At 61.0% G+C, this 14,305-nt stretch carries 15 protein-coding genes; 2 read left to right on the forward strand and 13 right to left on the reverse strand.

Annotated features, from left to right (window positions below):
* Positions 1-46: 46 nt before the first annotated feature.
* From MF6394_RS34285 to minC, 6 genes are all read right to left on the reverse strand, one after another.
* Positions 47-223, reverse strand: coding sequence for a hypothetical protein (locus MF6394_RS34285; protein ID WP_164545339.1), 177 nt, complete (start codon positions 221-223; stop codon positions 47-49).
* 193 nt (positions 224-416) lie between these two features.
* Positions 417-1,706, reverse strand: coding sequence for a M18 family aminopeptidase (locus MF6394_RS12870; RefSeq protein ID WP_003192841.1), 1,290 nt, complete (start codon positions 1,704-1,706; stop codon positions 417-419).
* 185 nt (positions 1,707-1,891) lie between these two features.
* A complete protein-coding gene (locus MF6394_RS12875) occupies positions 1,892-2,527 on the reverse strand; it encodes an RluA family pseudouridine synthase (RefSeq protein WP_003192838.1) in 636 nt (211 codons plus the stop codon).
* Between the two features lie 202 nt (positions 2,528-2,729).
* Entirely contained in the window at positions 2,730-2,984 is a 255-nt protein-coding gene (minE, locus tag MF6394_RS12880; RefSeq protein WP_003175252.1) for a cell division topological specificity factor MinE, read from the reverse strand.
* A gap of 3 nt (positions 2,985-2,987) precedes the next feature.
* Entirely contained in the window at positions 2,988-3,800 is an 813-nt protein-coding gene (gene minD, locus MF6394_RS12885) for a septum site-determining protein MinD (protein ID WP_003192835.1), read from the reverse strand.
* A gap of 199 nt (positions 3,801-3,999) precedes the next feature.
* Positions 4,000-4,737 carry a septum site-determining protein MinC gene (gene minC / locus MF6394_RS12890; RefSeq protein ID WP_032895999.1) on the reverse strand — a complete coding sequence of 246 codons (738 nt, stop codon included), beginning with the start codon at positions 4,735-4,737 and terminating at the stop codon, positions 4,000-4,002.
* A gap of 119 nt (positions 4,738-4,856) precedes the next feature.
* Between minC and MF6394_RS12895 the strand changes: the two genes are divergently transcribed.
* Positions 4,857-5,792, forward strand: a complete 936-nt coding sequence (locus MF6394_RS12895) for a lipid A biosynthesis lauroyl acyltransferase (RefSeq protein WP_078466795.1) — start codon at positions 4,857-4,859, stop codon at positions 5,790-5,792.
* A 30-nt stretch (positions 5,793-5,822) separates the two neighbouring features.
* Positions 5,823-6,971: a patatin-like phospholipase family protein gene (locus MF6394_RS12900; protein WP_078466796.1), complete on the forward strand. Its 1,149-nt coding sequence runs from the start codon at positions 5,823-5,825 to the stop codon at positions 6,969-6,971.
* Positions 6,972-7,079: 108 nt separating this feature from the next.
* Here the strand turns inward: MF6394_RS12900 and MF6394_RS12905 are convergent, their stop codons facing one another.
* The 7 genes from MF6394_RS12905 to puuE form a co-directional block, all read right to left on the reverse strand.
* Entirely contained in the window at positions 7,080-7,865 is a 786-nt protein-coding gene (locus MF6394_RS12905; RefSeq protein ID WP_044271679.1) for an outer membrane protein OmpK, read from the reverse strand.
* A gap of 436 nt (positions 7,866-8,301) precedes the next feature.
* Positions 8,302-9,645 (reverse strand): nucleobase:cation symporter-2 family protein, encoded by a 1,344-nt coding sequence (locus MF6394_RS12910; protein ID WP_078466797.1) that lies wholly within the window; start codon positions 9,643-9,645, stop codon positions 8,302-8,304.
* Between the two features lie 194 nt (positions 9,646-9,839).
* Positions 9,840-11,123: a urate hydroxylase PuuD gene (locus tag MF6394_RS12915; RefSeq protein ID WP_047711478.1), complete on the reverse strand. Its 1,284-nt coding sequence runs from the start codon at positions 11,121-11,123 to the stop codon at positions 9,840-9,842.
* Between the two features lie 51 nt (positions 11,124-11,174).
* Positions 11,175-11,678, reverse strand: coding sequence for an ureidoglycolate lyase (locus MF6394_RS12920; RefSeq protein WP_078466798.1), 504 nt, complete (start codon positions 11,676-11,678; stop codon positions 11,175-11,177).
* 119 nt (positions 11,679-11,797) lie between these two features.
* Positions 11,798-12,793, reverse strand: a complete 996-nt coding sequence (gene alc, locus MF6394_RS12925; protein ID WP_014719294.1) for an allantoicase — start codon at positions 12,791-12,793, stop codon at positions 11,798-11,800.
* A 41-nt stretch (positions 12,794-12,834) separates the two neighbouring features.
* Entirely contained in the window at positions 12,835-13,350 is a 516-nt protein-coding gene (gene uraD / locus MF6394_RS12930; protein ID WP_044271673.1) for a 2-oxo-4-hydroxy-4-carboxy-5-ureidoimidazoline decarboxylase, read from the reverse strand.
* Positions 13,347-14,273 (reverse strand): allantoinase PuuE, encoded by a 927-nt coding sequence (gene puuE, locus MF6394_RS12935; RefSeq protein WP_044271671.1) that lies wholly within the window; start codon positions 14,271-14,273, stop codon positions 13,347-13,349. The genes uraD and puuE overlap by 4 nt, the downstream gene beginning before the upstream one ends.
* Between the last annotated feature and the right edge of the window lie 32 nt (positions 14,274-14,305).

The raw sequence follows: 14,305 nt of genomic DNA on the forward strand, positions 1-14,305 counted from the left end.
ATTGACCGAGTGTACGAGGCCGCTATGCCCAATGCGAGCGCATTTGTCACTGCGCCAGTTTGGCGAGGATCTTGTAGAGCACGGTGCCGAGGATCAATAGCATGCCAATCCACATGCCGAACACGCCCAGGGGCTTGTCACGAAAGTTGAAGCCGACCGCGAGCATGATCATGCCGATCAGGATGGGGATCAGCATGGCGTGGAAGGAGGACATGGAGATCATGGCGGGGGCGGCCTTGTCGGACTGGAAGTTCTGACAAGTCTAGGCCGGATTATAAAAGTTGCAGATGATTCAGGTCAGGTGTACTCAGCGTTAAATGTGGGAGCGGGCTTGCTCGCGAATGCGGTGTGCCAGTCACTGAATCTGTTGGCTGATGTACCGCATTCGCGAGCAAGCCCGCTCCCACAGTGCGCTATCAGGGCAAATCGCGGCTGGCGTAAAACGCCCCCAGCACCTTGACCAGATGCGCCAGGTCATGGCTGCCGCACAGCTCGCGGATCGAGTGCATGGCAAAGGTCGGCAACCCGATGTCCACCGTGCGCACGCCCAGGTGGCTGGCGGTAATGGGGCCGATGGTCGAGCCACAGCCCATGTCGCTGCGCACCACGAAGCTTTGCACCGGCACTTCCTGGGCCATGCACAGGTGGCGGAAGAACCCGGCGGTTTCGCTGTTAGTGGCGTAGCGCTGGTTGCTGTTGACCTTGATCACCGGGCCGGCGTTGAGTTTCGGGCCGTGGTTGGCGTCGTGTTTCTCGGCGTAGTTGGGGTGCACGCCGTGGGCGTTGTCTGCCGACACCAGCAGGGATTTTTGAATGGTGCGTACGAATTCTTCACCTTCGGGCAATAGGCGACGCAGGGTCTGTTCCAGCATCGGGCCATCGGCACCGCAGGCCGAGCAGGAGCCGACTTCTTCGTGGTCGTTGCACACCAGTACGCAGGTTTCATCGGTGTCGCTGGTGAGCAAGGCCTGCAAACCGGCGTAGCACGACAGCAGGTTGTCCAGGCGCGCGCCGGCGATGAAGTCGCCATTGAGGCCGATCACGGCGGCACTTTGGGTGTCGTAGAAACTCAGCTCGTAGTCGAGCACCACATCGGCATTCAACCCGTGCTCGCGGGCCAACTGTTCGGTGAGCACGGCGCGAAAGTCCACGCGCTCGTCACCGGCAAACTGCGCGAGGATCGGCGGCAGCTCGGTCTGGGCATTGATCGCCCAGCCTTGGTTGGCTTCACGGTTGAGGTGAATGGCCAGGTTGGGAATGATGGCGATCGGCAGCTTGAAGTCGATCAGTTGGCTCTCGACCTTGCCATCGCGGCGGAAGGTGACACGGCCAGCCAGGGACAGGTCGCGGTCGAACCAGGGCGCCAACAGTGCGCCGCCGTAGACTTCCACGCCCAGTTGCCAGAAGCCCTGGCGTTGCAGCTCCGGCTGGGGCTTGACCCGAAGGCATGGGCTGTCGGTGTGGGCGCCGACCATGCGGATACCGTCTTGCAGCGGCGATTGGCGGCCGAGCTTGAAGGCGATGATCGAGGAGTCGTTGCGGGTCACGTAGTAGCGACCGTTGGCCTCGGTGGCCCAGGTGTCGCGCTCGTCGAGACGCTGGTAACCGGCCGCTTCCAGGCGCTGGGCCAGGGCAGCAGTGGCATGAAAAGGAGTAGGGGAGGCCTTGAGGAAGTCGATCAGGCCTTGATTCAACGCTTCGCGCATAAATAGCTCCAGACAGCAATGCGCGGAGTTTACCGTATTGGTTTGACTCGGTGTCTAGAACTGACACCGAACTAAATGTGGGAGCGGGCTTGCTCGCGAAGGCGGTGTCTCAGTCACAGTTGTGTTAACTGAACCGTCGCCTTCGCGAGCAAGCCCGCTCCCACATTTTGATCGTGTTGCCAAATTTAAAACGGTGCAGGGCACTCGAAGCGCAGGCGCTCGCCGCTTTGCGGATGGGTGAAGCTGAGCATGCTTGCATGCAGGCACAGGCGTGGCCAGGCGGCCAGGGCTTGTTCATGGGCATACAAACCATCCCCGAGCAGCGGGTGGCCGATGGAGAGCATATGCACGCGCAACTGGTGCGAGCGCCCGGTGATGGGGGTCAGCTCCACGCGGCACCAGTCGCCGCAACGCTCCAGCACTTTCCAGAAGGTCAGCGCATGTTTGCCGAACTCATGGTCGACCACATGGCGAGGCTTGGTCGGCGGGTCGTAGCGCAGGGGCAGGTCGATGCTGCCGCTGTCCAGTGCCGGTTGGCCCCAGGCCAGGGCGGTGTAGGCCTTTTCTGTTTCGCGGTCGTGAAACTGGCGGGACAGTTCGCGGTGGGTATCCGCGTCCCGGGCCAGCAGGATGATCCCCGAAGTTTCCCAGTCCAGGCGATGGACGATGCGGGCTTCGGGGTAGCCGTTTTCCTGCAGGCGGGTGATCAGGCAGTCCTTGTTGTCGTCGGCGCGGCCAGGCACCGAGAGCAGCAGGGTGGGCTTGTTCACCACCAGGACAGCGTCGTCCTGATGCAGGATATGGATATTGGACAGCGGCATTAAACAGCCTCGTAACAAACGCCAACGGCGGCTCCACTGACCGCCCCCTCACCCTGTAGGAGCGAGCTTGCCCGCGAAGAACTTATCGGCACTGCGTTCATTGAGGTTAAACGCGGTGTTCTCAGGTTTTTCGCGAGCAAGCTCGCTCCTACAGCAGTACAGGGGCCAGGTAGCAGAGCCGCCGTGGCGACCGCCCGTTCGATCAACGATCGGGCAGGGTGATATTGAGTTCCAGAATCGAGCAGCTGCCGTCATTTTCCAGAGCGACATGCACGTCATCGTTGCCGATATTGACGTACTTGCGGATCACCTCGACCAGTTCCTTCTGCAAGGCTGGCAGGTAGTCCGGGGTGCTGCGTTGGCCGCGTTCGTGCGCCACGATGATCTGTAGACGCTCTTTCGCGACCGATGCGGTACTGGGTTTTTTGTTGGCGCGAAAGAAGTCGAGAAATTTCATTGTTTAGTTGCCTCCAAAGATACGCTCGAAGAATCCCTTCTTCTTGACATCGAGGAAGCGGTGTTCCACGGTCTTGCCCAGCAAGCGATCCACGGCATCGCTGTACGCCTGGCCGGCGTCGCTCTGGTCGTCGAGAATCACCGGTACGCCCTGGTTGGATGCCTTGAGCACCGCCTGGGATTCCGGGATCACGCCCAGCAGGGTCACGGCGAGAATTTCCTTCACGTCTTCAACACCGAGCATTTCGCCGTTGTTGACGCGCTCCGGGTTGTAGCGAGTGAGCAGCAGGTGTTCCTTGATCGGGTCCTGGCCTTCTTCGGCGCGCTTGGACTTGCTGGCCAACAGGCCCAGCATGCGATCCGAGTCACGTACCGAGGACACTTCCGGGTTGGTCACCACGATGGCTTCGTCGGCGAAGTACATCGCCAGGTGAGCACCGGTTTCGATACCGGCCGGCGAATCGCATACTACGTATTCGAAGGTTTCCTTGAGCTCGGCGAGGACTTTGCCCACGCCTTCTTTGGTCAGCGCGTCTTTGTCACGGGTCTGGCTGGCGGCCAGCACGTACAGGTTCTCAAGGCGCTTGTCCTTGATCAGGGCCTGTTGCAGGTTGGCTTCGCCGTTCACCACGTTGACGAAGTCATACACCACGCGGCGCTCGCAGCCCATGATCAGGTCAAGGTTACGCAGGCCGACGTCGAAGTCGACGATGACTGTCTTGTGGCCGCGCAGAGCGAGGCCGGTACCGATAGCGGCGCTGGTGGTGGTCTTACCCACACCACCCTTGCCGGATGTAACCACGAGAATCTTGGCCAAGGTGTTTCACCCCTAAGGAAAAAGGACTTTCGGTCCCTGAAAAACATCTCTTGGAGCTCGCCGCAGGCGGACAGCCTTTGCAGGAAAAAGCCGGGGTTTCCATGGGAAAACACCAACTTCCAAAAAGTCCTACACAAGTCTTGCCGGTTTCGCTTTGCTATCAGAGTCTAGAGATGCTTGGAAAATGCGGCAGTATCCGTTAAAGACGGATGATGTTCAACACATCGCCCGACAGGTTGACCTGTACCGAAGCGCCCCACAGTGGATCGCGGCGCAAATCTTCGGAAACCTTGTACTGACCCGCGATGGAAACCAGCTCAGCGGTCAACTGCTGGCAAAAAATACGCGCCTTGGTATCACCCTTGATGCCGGCCAGGGCGCGTCCGCGCATCGGGCCGTATACATGGATGTTGCCATCGGCAAGAAGTTCCGCCCCCGGGCTGACCGATGAAACCACCACAAGGTCGCCGCCCTGGGCGTAAATCTGCTGCCCGCCGCGCACAGGCGAGGTGATGATCTTGGTTGGCCTGATCGTAGGCTCGGGCGGTTTTTCCGGTTTTTTCTTTTCTTCGCCGACCGATGGTTCCAGCGCACGCTCGCGGGCGCCGGACGGTGGCAGTACTGGCAGTTCAATGGCGATGGCGGCGGCAATGTCTTCGATGCGGCTGGCACGGATGGCCAGTGTACGCAGGCCATGGGAGCGGCATACGCGCATCAGCCCGGGCAAATCAATCACGCCCTGGCCGGCCGGCAGCTTGTCCAGGGCCAGCACCAGCGGGGCGTTGTTGAAGAAGTTCGGCGCCAGGGCGACCTTGGCGGCCAGTTGGCGGTCCAGGGCGTCGAGGTCATTGCGGGCCAGTTCCAGCACGGTAATGGCGAGCATGCTGCCTTTTAGCTGGAACACGGGATCTTGGTCTAGCGGTTCGGTTTGGCTCATGGTCGGCGAAAGCGGCTTGTCACGAAAAGTGTCGAGACTTATAACGAGAACACTCACCCGCCGCAAGCCGAGTCGAACCGTTGTAGAATGCGCGGCCCTTGTCTTTACCGGAATCTGTAATGGATCGCCCGCGTTTTCGAGCTGTATTTCTTCACCCGCGTTTTTGGCTGCTATGGCTGGGGCTCGGCCTGCTGTGGCTGGTCACTCAATTGCCGTATCGGGCCCTGCTGACCATTGGTCGCCTGCTGGGCGCGGGCATGTACCGCGTGGCCGGTGATCGTCGCCGTATTGCGGCGCGCAACCTGGAGCTGTGCTTCCCGGAAAAATCCGCCAAGGAACGCAAACGCCTGCTCAAGGAAAACTTCGCTTCCACCGGCATCGCCTTCTTTGAAATGGCCATGAGCTGGTGGTGGCCCAAGCCGCGCCTGGCGCGCCTGGCCCATGTCGAAGGGCTGGAACACCTCACCCAGGCGCAGTTGGACGGCAAGGGCGTGATCCTCATGGCGCTGCACTTCACCACCCTGGAAATAGGCGCGGCGCTGCTGGGGCAAAAGCACACCATTGACGGCATGTACCGCGAACACGGCAACCCGTTGTTCGACTTTATCCAGCGCCGTGGCCGCGAACGCCACAACCTCGATTCCCTGGCCGTGGAGCGTGAGGACGTGCGCGGCATGCTCAAGCTGCTGCGCGCCGGCCGGGCCATCTGGTACGCGCCAGACCAGGACTACGGCGCCAAGCAAAGTATCTTCGTGCCGCTGTTCGGCATCCAGGCCGCCACCGTCACCGCCACCAGCAAGTTCGCTCGCCTGGGCAAGGCGCTGGTGGTGCCGTTTACCCAGGAGCGCCTGGCTGACGGCAGCGGTTACCGCCTGGTGATCCATGCGCCGCTGACCGACTTCCCGGGTGAAACCGACGAGGTCGACTGCCTGCGCATCAACCAGTGGGTCGAAGCCTCGGTACGCGAATGCCCCGAGCAATACCTGTGGACGCACCGCCGCTTCAAGAGCCGGCCACCGGGTGAGCCCAAGTTGTACGAAAAGCGCCGTCGATAACCCCAACCCCTTCTCACATGGAGTGACGCAATGCGCCCAGCGGAACCGGTCACAGGTTTGATTCTTTCCGGCGGCGGGGCGCGCGCGGCGTATCAGGTGGGGGTGTTGGCGGCGATTGCCGAGTTGCTGCCTGCGGGGGCAGCGAATCCTTTTCCGGTGATCGTCGGCACCTCCGCTGGCGCGATCAATGCGGTGAGCCTGGCCAGTGGCGCCAGCGATTTTTCCGCGGCCATCCAACGTCTGACGGCCTTCTGGCAGGGCTTTCGTAGTCATCAGGTGCTGCGCAGCGACTGGCCGGGGGTGATGCGCCAGGCCAGTCGTTTCCTGATCCATAGCCTGTTGGGCCTGGGTAACCAGGTGCCAGTGGCATTGCTCAACAGCTCACCGCTGCGCGAGCTGTTGCAGGAGCGCTTGAACCTGGACGGCATCGACGAGGCGATCCGTCGCCAGCATTTGCAGGCGGTGGCGGTGACCGCGTTTGGCTATGAGTCCGGGCAAGCGGTGACCTTCTATCAGGGCGGCGGCACCATCGATGCCTGGTTGCGCCATCGGCGTATCGGCGTGCCCACCCAATTGACTGTGGAGCACCTGCTGGCCAGTTCGGCGATTCCGCTGCTGTTTGCCCCGGTCAAGCTTGGCCAGGAGTACTTCGGCGATGGCGCGGTGCGCCAGTCCGCCCCCATCAGCCCGGCCTTGCACCTGGGCGCCAGTCGCGTGTTGGTGGTGGGGGTGAGTGGCAACCCTCGGGGCAATGAACCTTCGGTGCAACGCACCTACACCGGCCAGCAACCGACCCTGGCGCAAATTGGCGGGCACATGCTCAACAGCACGTTCATTGACAGCCTGGAAAGCGATATCGAGCTGCTGGAGCGCTTGAACCAGTTCAGCCGCGTCGTGCCTGTGGATGCGGCGGTGCAGGGCCTGGCGCCAGTGGAGGTGCTGGTGATTGCCCCCAGCCAGCCCATCGATGAAATCGCCGCACGACATCGCCAGGAGTTGCCGGCGGCACTGCGTGTGTTTTTGCGCGGGCCTGGGGCGACCAAGACCAGCGGCGCGGGGGTGTTGAGTTATCTGTTGTTCGAGGCGGGGTATTGCAGCGAGTTGATCGAGCTGGGGCGCAAGGATGCGCTGGCCAAGCGCGAAGAAATCACCCGGTTCCTGGGCCTGACGCCGAACTGAATGTGGGAGCTGGCTTGCCTGCGATAGCGGTATGCCAGCCAACACTGCTGGTACAGACATACCGCGATCGCAGGCAAGCCAGCTCCCACAGGGAACCGCGATCGACCTTTAGAAGTGGTACTTGACCAGGAAGCTTGCTGTGTCCTGAGTCGTCTTGAAGGCGCCGCTGTCTTCAATCCCGTATTTGTTCTTCCAGTAGTCGTACTCAAAACCCACATACAACTGCTTATCGCCCCAATGCAGCGCCTTGCCCAAGTCGTATTTGACCTGTGGGTTGAAGTGCAGGTTGGCGTGGTAAGTGCCACGGGCGTTCTTGTCGTTATCCACCACCCAGTCCATGAAACCGTCGATCAACACGTCGGAGTTACCCACGGGAATGGTGTACGACCACACCGGGGTGATCTGCCACACGCCGTCACCCGGGCGATTGCCTTCGGTCTGGCGCTGGTAGAAGTTCAGCTGGAAGTAGTCGAAACCGGGGATGTTCAAATCGAATGCCGGGCCCAGCAAGTAGGACTCGTTATCGCCTTCGCCGAACTCATAGGTGAAGGCCAGCAACACATCCTTGATCGGGCCGAATGACAGGTCCTTGTTGAGAATCTTGCCGAATGACAAGCGCGGGCTGAACTCGCCGTAGTAAGTGTTGGGCCCGACGTTGCCGTCTTCCTTGCCGTTGTAAAAGATGCGGTCGAGGAAGAAGAAGTTGTCGCCATACTTCCACGCGTCGGCATGTTCGAAGGTGACGGTTTGCTGGATCTGCGGGTTGACGGTAAAGCTCTTGCCCCACAGGTAAGTCAGGCTGTTGTTTTGCCACTGCAACAAGTCACCGGCCACGGCTTGGCCACCGGCCAACAGCGATCCTGCCAGCATCAGGCCTTTGAACATAGGTTTCATTCGGTTGCTCCCGAGTTAAAGTTTTATGGTTTTTCTTCTACGCAGGCGCTCTGGTGTGGCGCCTTTTGGTTCGCTGCAAAAATCGTCTGTTCGGTCAGCTTTGATGCTTTTAGCAAGAGCTGCGCCAAGGTGTTCAAAAAGCCAAAAAATCCCCGTCGGCTGCAACGGATGCAGTCGAATAAAGGGGACTTTTGCGCACTTTGGCAGCAAACATCAGGCCGGGATAAGTTGGCCTTGAGGTCAGCTTTTACATTCGCTGTTTTTTTTTGAGTCGATTCGAGCGGGCGCGGAGAATACTGGCTCCCAGGCCTGGGCTCAAGTGCGCTGTAACAGAGCGCGAGGGGCAAGAATGGGGCGCGGCGTGTGGCCGGCCCCACGTCCCGGCTGTGCATGTGGGCGTTCCCTGTTTGTTGTTATTTCTGTACTAACAAAGGAATCAATGCGTATGGGCGACTTCGGGGCGCTCAGCGCCACCGAGGATGTTGAACAGAATGTTCAGCGACAACGCGCTGAGGGTCGCCATGGCGATGCCGCTGTGGGTAATCGGGCTCATCCACAACGGCAGCTGTGCGAAGAACTCCGGGCGCACCACGGGGATCAGGCCCCTGCCGATGCTCACCGCCACCAGCAACCGGTTACGCCGATCAGCGATGTCGGCTTCCTGCAGGATCTTGATCCCGGTTGCCGCCACCATCCCGAACATCGCAATCGCCGCGCCGCCGAGCACTGCGGGCGGAATCGACGCCACCAGATAGGCCGCCTTGGGCAACAGGCTCAGCACGATCAAGAATGCACCAGCCATGAGCGTGACGGAGCGGCAGCGCACGCCGGTCATCTGCACCAGGCCGATATTCTGCGCGAAGGAGGAGTGGGTAAAGGTGTTGAAGAAGCCGGCAAAGAACGACGCGCCGGCATCGCACAGCAGGCCGCGCCGCAGCATCTTCGGCGTGACCTCCTGGCCGGTGATCTTGCCCAGGGCCAGGAACATGCCAGTGGACTCGACAAAAATGATCACCACCACCAGGCACATCGACAGGATCGGCGCCAACTCGAACTTGGGCATGCCAAAGTGCAACGGCGTCACCACCTGCACCCACGGCGCCTGGGCCAGGCCACTGAGGTCGACCATGCCGATCACGCCACACAGCGCGTAACCCAGGCCCATGCCGATCAGCACCGAGATGTTCACCCAGAAGCCGCGCATGAAGCGGTTGATCAGCAAGATAGTGGCCAGTACCAGGGCGGCGATCGCCAAGTAGACCGGCGAGCCAAACGTGGCGGCGGCGCTGCCCCCGCCGGCCCAGTTCACGGCGACCGGAAACAGCGAAAGGCCGATGGCGGTGATCACGGTACCGGTCACCAGCGGTGGGAAAAAGCGCACCACCTTGGACATGAACGGCGCGATCAGCATGCCGAAGAACCCGGCGGCGATGGTCGCGCCGAAGATGCCCTGCAAACCGATGCCGGGCATGCCGGCCATGGCGACCATGCTGCCCACGGCGGCAAAACTGGCGCCCATCATCACCGGCATGCGGATGCCCATCGGGCCGATGCCGAACGACTGCACCATGGTGGCAATACCGGCTACGAGTAGGTCGGCGTTGATCAGAAAGGCGATTTCTTCACGGCTCAGGCCGGCGGCCTGGCCAATGATCAGTGGCACGGCGACGGCACCGCCGTACATCAGCAAGACGTGTTGCAGGCCTACCAGAATCAATTGCAAGAGGGGCAGCCGCACCATGGCGGGCGCGGCAGGAGTCTGCGTTTCTAACTGGGACATGCAACACCTCGAATCTTTTTATTTTTGTGTTGTTTGGCATTCAATTGCCATTTGGAGCGCGATTTCAAATCACCGCATATCCCCTGTGGGAGCGGGCTTGCTCGCGAAAGCGCCGGTTCAGTCACCTTAAGGGTTGAATGACACACCGCATTCGCGAGCAAGCCCGCTCCCACATTTGGATCTGCGTCAGACTGTCAGTTGGTGCGCGCCCCCTGGTTGATCCAGGAACCAATCAAATCCCGCTCCTGCTGGGTCATCTGGGTAATGTTGCCCAGCGGCATGATCTGGCTGGCCACGGCCTGCGCTTGAATCCGCGCGGCCTGCTGCTGGATCTGTGCCGGTGTGTCGAACATCACCCCAGCCGGAGCGGTGCTGAACAGCGGGCTGGTGGGCTTGGCCGAGTGGCACACGGTGCAGCGTTGCTCGATCACGTGGTGCACCTGGCCGAAGTCCGTGGTGGCCTGGGCCGGTGCCGGTTCAGCGGCGGGTGCGGCAGGCGCGGCCGGTTTCAAGCCACCGCCCAATGCAGTTTCCGGCAGGGGTTGGTACTCGATGGCAGCCGGTGCCTTGGCAATCGGCTCAGCGGGCTTGGGCCCGGTCACGTAGGCCAGGCTGATCATCGCCAAGGCGCCCACGGGCAAGGTCCACGCATACTTCTGGCTGTCATGCCGGGTGTTGAAGTAGTGGCGCACCAACACCGCCGCCACCGCGATCCCGGCCAGGATCAGCCAGTTGTATTGGCTGCCATAGGTGCTCGGGAAGTGGTTGCTGATCATGATGAACAGCACCGGCAAGGTGAAGTAGTTGTTGTGGCGTGAACGCAGCAGGCCCTTGGCCGGCAGCGCCGGGTCGGGGGTGCGGTTCTCGGCGATAGCCGCCACCAGCGCGCGTTGGGCCGGCATGATGATGCGGAACACGTTACCGACCATGATCGTGCCGATCACCGCACCCACGTGCAGGTACGCACCGCGGCCGCTGAACACTTTGCTGAAGCCGTAGGCCGCCGCAATCAACAGTACGAACAGGATCAAGCCGAGCAGGGCAGGGCGTTTGCCCAGGGCCGAGTCGCAGAGGAAGGAGTAGATGAACCAGCCGGCGAACAGTGAGCCGATGCCCAGCAATACGCCTTCGGTGCCGCTGAGGCTGCTGCCGGGGGCGAGCAGGTACAGCGTCGGGTTGAGGTAGAACACCACGCACAGCAGCGCGACGCCCGACATCCAGGTGAAATAGGCTTCCCATTTGAACCAGTGCAGGTTGTCCGGCATGGTCGGTGGGGCCAGTTTGTATTTTTCCAGGTGGTAGATACCGCCACCGTGGATCGCCCACAAGTCGCCGGCCAGGCCGTTCTTGGGGTTGACGCGATTAAGGTTGTTTTCCAGCCAGACGAAGTAGAAAGAAGCGCCGATCCAGGCGACGCCAGTGATCATGTGAACCCAGCGCACGCTCAGGTTCAGCCATTCCAACAGATGTGCTTCCACAGTCTTTACCTCTCGCCTGTCACCCTTGTTGTCGGGTGATCAGACCTTCTCTTATTGGTGGGGGGCGAGGATCAACCGCTCATCCTCTTTGAAAAAATGCTCATCGCAGTTATTGCCTGTGCCACTGCGATCAACCACCAGGAAGTCATCCCGCTTTTCGATCGTCAGCACCGGGTGGTGCCAGACGCCGCGATGGTAATTAATGCCCTGCCTGCCGTTGGTGACGAAGGCGCGGACCAAGCCCGATACAGGTTCATCGCCAAGTGGCGCGACCACGATCAGAAAGGGGTTGCCGAGCAGCGGGATGAAAGCCTGGCTGCCCAGCGGGTGTCTCTCCAGCATGCACACAGTCAGCGGCATGTCCTGCGCGTCGGCGCGGAAGATGCTGATGATGGCCTGGTCTTCCGGCTTCGCGGTTTCGACCGTGGCCAGTTTGTGAAAACGCATGGTCGACCCGTTGTTGATCATGAAGTGGTCGCTGCCGTCGGTTTCGATAACGTCTCCGAAGGGGGCGAAGGCTTCTTTGGTCAAAGGTTCGATCATCAGTGTGCGCATGGCTGTCTTCTTATCCGAATACTGTGTTGTTTGGTCTATTGCTATCGCGGGCAAGCCCGCTCCCACATTTGGAATGCATTCCCCTGTGGGAGCTGGCTTGCCTGCGATGGCATCACCGCTTATTTCGACACTTTGCCCAGCACGCGCAGGCGACTCACACCACCATCCGGGAACACGTTCAAGCGGATGTGGGTAATCGGCCCCAGCGCCTTGATCTGCTCGGCGAAGGTGTGTTCGGCGTGCATTTCCAGCTTCTGTGCCGGCAGCAGTTCGCGCCAGAACAGCGATTGGGTTTCGATCTGGCTGTCGGTGCCGCCTTTCACAAAGGCGCCCTGGATCGAGCAGGTGTCCGGGTAGTTGCCCTTGAAGTGCAGGGTGTCGACCACGATTTTCTCGATCTCGCCCGGGTGGCCCAGGGCGACGATCACCCAGTCATTGCCAGGCGTGCGACGACGTGCGGTTTCCCAGCCATCGCCCATGTTGATGCCACGGCCCGGGTTGAGGATGTTGCTCATGCGGCCGAAGTGTTCGTCGGAACAGGCCAGGGCACGGCCGCCATTGAGCGCGGCAGCCAGGTCGACCTGTTCGTTGTCGCCCACCGAAGACCAGTCGCGGAACGGCACACCGTACACCCGCAGACGCGCTACGCCGCCATCCGGGTAGATGTTGAAGCGCAGGTGGCTGAACGCTTGGTCGTTGTTGATCTCGTGGTAGTGGTGGCTGTTGCCTTGCAGCTCGACGGCCGACAGCACTTCCACCCACTGGGTGTTGGCATCCGGCTCGCCCGAGGCCAGGAAGCAGGCTTCCAGGGAGGCCGACGGCGGGAAGTTGCCGGTGAAGAATGAAGTGTCGATGTCCACGCCTTTGATCGAACCCGGCACGCCCAGGCGGATCACCGCGCTGTCGTAGCCTTCGAAGCGCTTGCGGCGTGACTCCCAGCCGTCCATCCACTTGCCGTTGTCATCGAAAACGCCCTCCTTCCACACGGCCGGGGTCGGCTGGAACAGGCGGTTGGCGTCAGCGAACCAGTCATCGGTCACCGAGATGATCTTGGTGCCCAGGCGGGCGTCGGCCAGGTTGACGAACTTCTCGAAAGGTACGGCGTAAGCTTTCATTCTTCTTGTCTGCCTTAGATAGAGTGGCTGGGGATGGACTGCTAGAGGTTCAGTAAACGGAACAACGCGATCTTGTTGATCTCGTCCAGCGCGCACTTGAACTCAGCGTCCGCAGAGTTGTGGATGCGCGTTTCGAACGCGGCGAGGATCTGGTGCCGGTTGCTGCCTTTTACCGCCATGATGAAGGGAAACTTGAACTTGGCTTTGTAGGCCTCATTCAGCTCGGTGAAGCGAGAAAACTCTTCGGCCGTGCATTGGTGAATACCCGCGCCCGCTTGTTCATCGGTGCTGGCTTGGGTCAGTTGGCCCTGGACGGCAGCTTTGCCGGCCAGGTCCGGGTGAGCATTGATCAGCGCCAGTTGCGAGGCGTGATCAGCGCTCAACAGGATATCGCTCATGCGCTGGTGCAGGGTTTCGATCTGGTCGATCGACGCGTCCTGGCCCAGGTCGAAGGCCTTTTCGGCCACCCATGGCGAGTGTTCGTAGATGTCGGCAAAGGCCTGGACGAAGGCGTCGCGGCTCAAGGTCGAAGGTTTAAGGGTTTGGAACGCAGTCATTTCGCCGCTCCCGGGAAAGGGTGGGTTTGGTGCCAGTGACGGGCGATGTCCACGCGGCGGGTGAACCACACCTGGTCATGGCCTTTGACGTATTCAATGAAGCGCTTGAGCGAGGCCAGGCGTGCCGGGCGGCCGATCAGGCGGCAATGCAGGCCGATGGAGAGCATCTTCGGCGCCTCGGCGCCTTCGGCATACAGCACGTCGAAGGCGTCCTTGAGGTACTCGAAAAAGTCATCGCCCTTGTTGAAGCCCTGCACCTGGGTGAAGCGCATGTCGTTGGTGTCCAGGGTGTAGGGGATCACCAAATGCGGCTTGCCGTGGGGGGTGTTGGGTTCCCAGTAGGGCAGGTCGTCGTCGTAGGTGTCGCAGTCATACAGGAAACCGCCTTCCTCCATCACCAGGCGACGGGTGTTGGGGCCGGTGCGGCCGGTGTACCAGCCCAGCGGGCGTTCGCCGGTGAGTTCGGTGAGGATGCGGATGGCTTCGAGCATGTGCTCGCGCTCCTGGGCCTCGTCCATGTACTGGTAGTCGATCCAGCGGTAGCCGTGGCTGCAGATCTCGTGGCCGGCGGCGACCATGGCGCGGATCACATCCGGATGGCGCTGGGCGGCCATGGCCACGGCGAAGATGGTCAGCGGGATGTCGAATTCTTTGAACAGCTTGAGGATGCGCCACACGCCGGCACGGCTGCCGTACTCGTACAGCGACTCCATGCTCATGTTGCGCTCGCCTTGCAGCGGCTGGGCCGAGACCATTTCCGAGAGGAAGGCTTCTGACTCTTTGTCACCGTGCAGAATGTTGCGCTCGCCGCCTTCTTCGTAGTTGAGTACGAACGACAGCGCAATGCGTGCCTTGCCCGGCCAGTGGGGGTGAGGAGGGTTACTGCCGTAACCGATCAGGTCGCGTGGGTAGTCAGCGCTCACTGCAGTCTTCCTTCTTGTTCGTGGTAGCAAAT

Source organism: Pseudomonas sp. MF6394 (assembly GCF_002018845.1).
GTDB lineage: Bacteria > Pseudomonadota > Gammaproteobacteria > Pseudomonadales > Pseudomonadaceae > Aquipseudomonas > Aquipseudomonas lactis.

Bases quoted from the DNA above. Each gene is read 5' to 3' on its own strand.
- MF6394_RS34285 (WP_164545339.1), bottom strand. From the start codon at position 223: ATGATCTCCATGTCCTCCTTCCACGCCATGCTGATCCCCATCCTGATC.
- MF6394_RS12870 (WP_003192841.1), bottom strand. From the start codon at position 1,706: ATGCGCGAAGCGTTGAATCAAGGCCTGATCGACTTCCTCAAGGCCTCC.
- MF6394_RS12875 (WP_003192838.1), bottom strand. From the start codon at position 2,527: ATGCCGCTGTCCAATATCCATATCCTGCATCAGGACGACGCTGTCCTG.
- minE (WP_003175252.1), bottom strand. From the start codon at position 2,984: ATGAAATTTCTCGACTTCTTTCGCGCCAACAAAAAACCCAGTACCGCA.
- minC (WP_032895999.1), bottom strand. From the start codon at position 4,737: ATGAGCCAAACCGAACCGCTAGACCAAGATCCCGTGTTCCAGCTAAAA.
- MF6394_RS12895 (WP_078466795.1), top strand. From the start codon at position 4,857: ATGGATCGCCCGCGTTTTCGAGCTGTATTTCTTCACCCGCGTTTTTGG.
- MF6394_RS12900 (WP_078466796.1), top strand. From the start codon at position 5,823: ATGCGCCCAGCGGAACCGGTCACAGGTTTGATTCTTTCCGGCGGCGGG.
- MF6394_RS12905 (WP_044271679.1), bottom strand. From the start codon at position 7,865: ATGAAACCTATGTTCAAAGGCCTGATGCTGGCAGGATCGCTGTTGGCC.
- MF6394_RS12910 (WP_078466797.1), bottom strand. From the start codon at position 9,645: ATGTCCCAGTTAGAAACGCAGACTCCTGCCGCGCCCGCCATGGTGCGG.
- MF6394_RS12920 (WP_078466798.1), bottom strand. From the start codon at position 11,678: ATGCGCACACTGATGATCGAACCTTTGACCAAAGAAGCCTTCGCCCCC.
- alc (WP_014719294.1), bottom strand. From the start codon at position 12,793: ATGAAAGCTTACGCCGTACCTTTCGAGAAGTTCGTCAACCTGGCCGAC.
- uraD (WP_044271673.1), bottom strand. From the start codon at position 13,350: ATGACTGCGTTCCAAACCCTTAAACCTTCGACCTTGAGCCGCGACGCC.